The organism is Anaerosporobacter sp., from assembly GCF_031551385.1.
Taxonomy (GTDB): Bacteria; Bacillota; Clostridia; order Lachnospirales; family Lachnospiraceae; genus Anaerosporobacter.
This window is the reverse complement of record NZ_JAVBNS010000167.1, coordinates 1-7,313: the sequence shown is the minus strand read 5'-3', so window position 1 is coordinate 7,313 and position 7,313 is coordinate 1. Positions and strand designations below refer to the sequence as shown.

Here is a 7,313-nt window from a genome sequence, read left to right as displayed (position 1 = left end):
AAAATTCATTGCCTATGTAATCTATTCTATCGTGATTAGTGCAGTTGTTTATCCAATCTCAGGACACTGGATTTGGAATACATCAGGCTGGTTACATAAACTTGGATTTCACGATTTTGCAGGCGGTACAGCAGTACATCTGGTAGGTGGTTTGTCAGCACTGATTGGAGCAAAATTAGTTGGAGCTAGAATTGGAAAGTATTCGAAAAATGGGAAATCACATGCGATTCCAGGGCATAATATAACGCTTGGAGCACTTGGAATATTTATCTTATGGTTTGGTTGGTTCGGATTTAATGGCAGTTCGACATTATCGATAACAGGAGATGCGGCAATTATCAAAGTAGGCGGTATATTGGTAGCTACGAATCTGTCAGCGGCAGCTGCGGCAACCATGGCAATGGTTATTACATGGGTACGTTATGGAAAAGCCGATATATCAATGACATTAAACGGAGCGCTTGCAGGCTTAGTTGCAATAACGGCAGGTTCGGATCAAGTATCACCAATTGGAGCGGTAATTATTGGTATTATTGCAGGATTTGTTGTAGTATTTGGTATTGAAATCATTGATAATAAATTCAAAATCGATGATCCGGTTGGAGCATTTTCCGTTCATGGTTTGTGCGGAGCACTTGGAACGATTCTTACTGGCTTGCTATCTGTTGAAAAAGGAGCGTTCTATGTCAAAGGTGGTATCAAATTCTTCGGAACACAATGTCTCGGTGTTGTAACAATCGGTATCTATGTCATTATCGTGATGAACATAGTATTTCGAATTATTGATAAAGTAGTTGGTCTTCGTGTAGCTACTGATGTGGAAATTGCAGGTCTTGACCTAAAAGAGCATGGATTAGTAAGTGGCTATGTTGATGTTGTGAATACAAAAGGTGACGTATTCGAAAGACCTGTTGCAGAAGTAGATGTAGCGGATAACATAGAGATTGATGCTTCCCAATATAAAGCAGACGGTAAGATTCGTAAAGTTGTTGTTATCATGAATCAAAATCGTTTTGAATCATTAAAAGAAGCCTTAGATAAGATTGATATTACTGGTATGACCGTATCAAATGTCAGTGGTTGCGGTATACAAAAAGGTTCAACCGAATATTATCGTGGTTCCGAATTTGAATCACATCTGCTTCCAAAAGTAAAAGTAGAAATCGTAATCAGCACAGTACCACTTGGTTTACTAGTTGAGACGATTAAAAGAGCAATCTATACAGGCAAGATTGGAGACGGCAAAATATTCGTATATGATGTAGAGAATGTAATAAAGGTACGTACCAATGAGGAAGGACGTGCCGCGTTAGAATAGAGGTGACTACATGGTAGACAAATCCAGTTTCATGACAATTTCAGAGATGGCAAAGCAAAGAGAAGTGACAACAGAAACATTACGACACTATGACCGAATCGGCCTATTCAAACCAACCTATATAGATGAAGATACAGGATATCGATATTATTCAATTGATCAGTACGAGACATTAGGAACGATAAAAGAGTTACGGCAACTAGGAATGAGTCTTGATGATATCAAAAATTATTTCAAAGACCGTACCGTTGAAAAATCAAAAAATGTTTTAAGAAAACATTGTGAAATTCTGAAAGAGGAGATAATGGAAAAAACATTGCTAGTTAAAACTCTGGAGGCAAAACTGGATTTCCTAGATGAAATGAGTAGTCTACCAAGACAGGGAAAAGCCTTCATAAGACAGTTACCAGAACGCTATATGATATCCTTCTGCGAATGGGAAAACGACGTAAAAGACCGAGCAAAAGCAATTATGCGATTAGAAGAACTAATAAGAGGAAACCAAATCGCACCAATATTAGCAAGTAATCGAATCGGAGCATGCACAAGTATTGATTTTCTGAATATAACAGAGAATTTTCCCGTAGCACCAATGGTTATCTGCGATAAGTTTATCGAAAGTCTTGAATATTCCTATGTAATACCCGAAGGCGAATATGTCTGTCTTTACTACAATGGAAAGTTTGGCTGCTATGATGGTTTATATGAAGATATAAAGAGTGTAATAAAAGAAAACCACTACGAAGTATGTGGTATGTTCTATCAAATCTACCAAGTCGATATCACCGTAACCAGTGACTTTAGTGAATCGGTAATAGAGATACAAGTCCCTGTTAAAAAAATATAACTTTAGAGACAATATTTTAAAGAATTACCAATAAAGTGATTTGTAGTCAAGTGTAATGATAACAGAGAAAATTAATTTGACTATCAATGGGTAAGCATAGCTTTTCTAGTGAATACAAGAATGTGTTCAAAGAATGCTTTTGGTTTATTTATTTATTTATTTATTTATTTGTTTGTTTCTTCAAAAACCTACCCGTACTTGTGTACCAATACAATAAACCAGCAAAACTTCAATAACCTATCCTGCTTCTTCGTTGCTGCCCTAGAATAAAGAAACGGTAGCGAAACACCGCTAGTACTTCTTGGTGTGTATCCCACAACCTAGGAAGGCTCGGCAAGGACGCCGAGCCAGCCTGAGCTGAGGCAGGATGCCGAATCGAAGGCGTGTCCGTACACTTTCAACAAACTCCTCATACACACTTAGAAGTACTAAGGTGTGTAGCGTGTTTCGTATTCTAGGGTAGCAACAAAGAAGCTCGAAAACCAATCCAAGTTTTGCGTCAAGTACCAACCATACACAAGTACACAGCCAAAAAACAAAAGAAAGGGGGAATACAAGTTGAATTATTTTAGGAGTTATATAAAGCCGTATCTAGTGTATTTTATCTTAGGTCCTTTGGGATTAATAATGGAAGTAGCAGGCGATATCGCGCTACCACTGTTGATAGCCGATGTAATTAATTCAGGTGTAATGAAAAAAGATGTAAGACATATCGTGTTTGATCTAATCGCCATGATGCTTGTTATCTTAGTAGGAGGTATTGGAGGAACGTTAGGATCGTATTGGTCTTCAAAAGCTTCTATGTCAGCAGGAAGTGCAATACGAAGAGACCTTTTTAGTAAGATACAAAACTTCTCTTTCTCGAATATAGATGAGTTTTCAACAGGCTCATTGATTACACGGTTAACGAATGATATTACACAGATACAGAATATCATTATGATGGCACTGCGACTTGTGTTGCGCTCACCAATTATGCTACTAGCAGCAGTAATAATATCGTTTTCGATTAATGCAAAGCTAGCAGTAATTATTCTTGTTATAATACCAATCCTTTCTGCAATTATAGTAGTAATCTTGAAGATTTCATTTCCTCGATTTGATGAGATGCAGAGAAAACTAGATAAGCTAAATTCAACAATACAGGAAGGATTAGTCAATATCCGTGTTATAAAATCGTTTGTGCGAGATGATTTTGAGCGAGTTCGATTTGATAAAGCCAATAATAAACTCAAGGATAAAACGATTTTTGCAATGAAGATAAATCTAATGTCACAGCCAATTATGAATCTGGCAATGCATCTTACAACGATAGCAGTAATTTGGTTTGGTGGTAACATGATTATAGAGGGAACGATGAAAGTCGGTGATTTAACAGCATTTATAAGCTATGTTGCGCAGATACAGATGTCGCTTACGATGTTATCAAGAGTGTTCCTTAATGGTTCAAGAGCAGTTTCTTCCTTTAAGAGAATCGACCAAGTGTTACGTTGTAAAGTGGATTTGACAGATGAAGAAGCAGCGAAAAAAGAAAAGCAAGTTGAAAGAGGCACAATAGAATTCAAGCATGTAAATTATAAGTATTATAAGAGAAGAAAGCAATGGATTTTAGAAGATATTAGTTTCAAGATAGAAAGTGGTGAAACCGTTGGTATTATTGGGCCAACAGGTAGTGGTAAATCTACATTAGTTTCCTTGATTCCAAGGCTTTATGATGTGGATGAAGGAGAGATTTTAGTTGATGGTGTGAATGTGAAAGACTATTCTTTGTTTAATCTGCGTGAAAGTGTTGGAGTAGTACTACAGAAAAACATCTTATTCTCAGGAACAATTATGGAGAATATGTACTGGGGAAACCCAGAAGCGGATGACAAAGAGGTATGTGGTGCATGTAGAAGTGCACAGGCACATAGCTTTGTTACACAATTTCCAGAAGGATACGATACCGTACTAGGACAAGGCGGAGTGAACGTATCAGGAGGGCAGAAGCAGAGATTATGTATTGCAAGAGCATTGTTAAAGAATCCGAATATCCTTATTCTTGATGATAGTACAAGTGCAGTAGATATGACAACAGAAGCAAAGATTCGAGAGGAATTTGCAGTTCGATTAAAGAATGCGACTAAGATTATCATCGCACAGAGAATCACTTCGGTATACGATGCTGATAAGATTATTGTTATTGATGATGGTAAGATTGTAGGAATGGGAAAACATGAAGAGTTACTAAAGAATTGTACAACATACTATGATATCTATGACTCACAGATGAATCAGGAGGTGAATGCATAATGCCAGCACAGATACAGATTGGAAGAGGTGGGCCTCAGATGGGAGCAGGAAGCTTTGATTCTGGGCATTCAAAGCCAAAGAATACAAAAGATACAATACTACGATTGCTAAGATACATAAAGGATGAAAAAGTATTGCTGTCACTTACCGTAGTGTCTGTAATTGCTTCAACAGCAGCACAATTGGCAGCAGCCTATATGTTGCGTCCGATTATTAACAGCATAGCATATCACGAGGGAAACAGCAGTGCGATATTGCTAAAAAATCTTCTTGTTATGGGGTTAATCTATATCGTAGAGGTCATTGCGACGATGGTTCAGCTACGAGCAATGTTATCGGTATCGCAGAATGCATTAACAAAGATTCGCTCGGATTTATACCGTAAGATGCAAAAGTTACCGTTGCGATTTTTTGATACAAACAGCAATGGAGATTTGATGAGTCGTTATACAAACGATGTGGATATCGTTGGTGAGATGTTGAATACAACCGTGATACAATTAATATCCAGCGTAATTTCTTTTGTTGGATCATTAGCACTTATGTTTTATACGAATGTATGGCTGACTATTATTACGATTGTGTTTACACCAGTCATTGTATATGCAGGAAAATTTATTGCCAACAAAGGACGAAAGTATTATAAATTGCAACAGGAAGCATTAGGAGATATCAATGGATATGTGGAAGAAACCGTTGCAGGGCAAAAGGTTGTTAAAGTATTCAACCATGAGAGTATTGCAATCGATGAATTCAACGATTTGAATGCGAAATTGTTAGATAAACAGATATTAGCACAGTTTTTTGGTCATACGATGGGCCCAGTTGTAGGTAACCTTAATCAGGTATGTTACTGTGGCACAGCAGCGATTGCAGGTATATTTTGTGTGTTAAAAGGATTTGATGTTGGTGGACTTACGATTTTCGTGAACTATTCCAAACAATTTGCAGGCCCAATTAATCAATTAAGTACACAGATGAATACCGTGTTTTCAGCACTTGCTGGTGCAGAACGTGTATTCAAGATTATGGATATGGAACCAGAGGACATCTATACAGAAATACCAGAAGAGGTACACCTTGTAATGACAGAAGGAAAAGACTTTGGTGAAGAGAAAGCGCCAGTATTTTCTTCGGAATATGGTTATAAGAGTGAGCGGTGTGATAATCTGGGAGACGTGCAGGGAGAAGTAATCCTAAACCATGTTATATTTGGATATACGAAGGAAAAGTTAATTCTGAACGATGTATCCGTCTATGCGAAGAAAGGTCAGAAGATTGCCCTTGTAGGAACAACAGGAGCAGGAAAAACAACAATAACAAACTTGATTAATCGTTTTTATGAAATTCAAGGAGGTTCTATCACAATTGATGGACGTGATATTCGAAGTATTGATATAGACACATTACGTAAAAATATTGCACTTGTATTACAGGATACCCATTTGTTTACGGGAACGGTAAGAGAGAATATTCGATATGGCAGATTAGATGCCACGAATGAAGAGGTTATTGAGGCAGCAAAGACGGCGAATGCGCATTACTTTATTGAACGATTGGAAGATGGGTATGACACAATCTTAGAAGGCGATGGCTCAAACCTAAGTCAAGGGCAGAGACAGCTTTTGAATATTGCGAGAGCAGCATTGTCAAAAGCGCCAATCCTCATACTTGATGAAGCAACAAGTTCCGTAGATACGAGAACCGAGGTGAATATACAAAAGGGAATGGACGCACTTATGGCGAACCGTACAACATTTGTTATTGCACACAGATTATCAACAATCCGAAATTCAGAAGCAATTATGGTATTAGAACAAGGAAAGATTATAGAACGAGGAAATCATGAGCAATTGATTGCAAAACAAGGTCGTTATTATGGTTTGTATAATAGTTTAGCAGAAGAGTAAAAGATAAAAGGATAAAAAAATGAGGCATTTCAAAATGTGTTAAACATTTGAAATGCCTCATTTTTCTTTATAATGATTGCTTTTTTGTAAGAAAAAGATTACTCTCCCGAATTATTCTCATCATCATTTGGATCTGGTGTTGTTGGAATATTGACATCTGGGATTGGAGGAATTACATCATCGTCGTCCTCGTCATCATCAGGATCATCATTCGTATTTGGAACGGAATCATCATTCTTTGGTTTATCGGGTTTTACATCAATGATTTCACCAGCGCTATGAACATTACAGATAGAATCCTCAATAGAAGAAGGTAGAAGATAAGGGGTATCTTTTGTTGCTCCCGTTTCTTCTTTGATTAAGAATACTTTTTCTGTAACCGCATTTTCTGGACAATGTTCACTTGCTTGTAAACCAGAAGATTTGCAGATTCTTAATTTAACATGGCAATCGCATACTTCGGTAGGAACAGTACCTTTAGCAAAGTATTCTGTTTTAACAGTGCTGCCGCCAGGTGCGTGTTCGCAAACACCTTCTTTTGCTAGTTTACCACTCTTAGTACAGATGGTAGCTGTTACAATGGAATCTGGTTTTGTAAAGTTCTTCTTTTTGTATCCTTCATGAATCTGATTCATAATTAAATTCCATAATCGTTTATGGTAGGAAGTGTTGATGCCGTTTTGGTCACCATTGTTATTGTCATAACCACCCCATATACCACCTGTATAATATGGGGTATAACCGACAAACCATAAATCCTTACTATCTGTTGTTGTACCTGTCTTACCAGCTACAGGCATAGAGCCTAGACTGATATAAGAAGCTGCAGTACCAATTTTCACAACGTCTTGCATTGCATTAGTTAATAAGAATGCAGTAGATTCTTTCATGACTTGACTAGTTGTTGGTGAATTATCAATAAGAAGCTTTCCTTCGTGATTGTAGA

At 37.4% G+C, this 7,313-nt stretch carries 5 protein-coding genes; 4 read left to right on the top strand and 1 reads right to left on the bottom strand.

Annotated elements, in window-relative coordinates:
• The 4 genes from RMR19_RS13645 to RMR19_RS13630 all read left to right on the top strand — a co-directional run.
• Positions 1–1,318: ammonium transporter (locus tag RMR19_RS13645; protein WP_310604045.1), on the top strand; the 1,318-nt coding region annotated here is incomplete at its 5' end.
• Between the two features lie 10 nt (positions 1,319–1,328).
• A complete protein-coding gene (locus RMR19_RS13640; RefSeq protein ID WP_310604044.1) occupies positions 1,329–2,165 on the top strand; it encodes a MerR family transcriptional regulator in 837 nt (278 codons plus the stop codon).
• Between the two features lie 558 nt (positions 2,166–2,723).
• Positions 2,724–4,457, top strand: coding sequence for an ABC transporter ATP-binding protein (locus tag RMR19_RS13635; RefSeq protein WP_310604043.1), 1,734 nt, complete (start codon positions 2,724–2,726; stop codon positions 4,455–4,457).
• 38 nt (positions 4,458–4,495) lie between these two features.
• Positions 4,496–6,367 (top strand): ABC transporter ATP-binding protein, encoded by a 1,872-nt coding sequence (locus tag RMR19_RS13630; protein ID WP_310604046.1) that lies wholly within the window; start codon positions 4,496–4,498, stop codon positions 6,365–6,367.
• A 98-nt stretch (positions 6,368–6,465) separates the two neighbouring features.
• Here RMR19_RS13630 and RMR19_RS13625 read toward each other — a convergent pair.
• The coding region (locus tag RMR19_RS13625; protein WP_310604042.1) for a penicillin-binding transpeptidase domain-containing protein at positions 6,466–7,313 on the bottom strand (848 nt) is incomplete at its 5' end.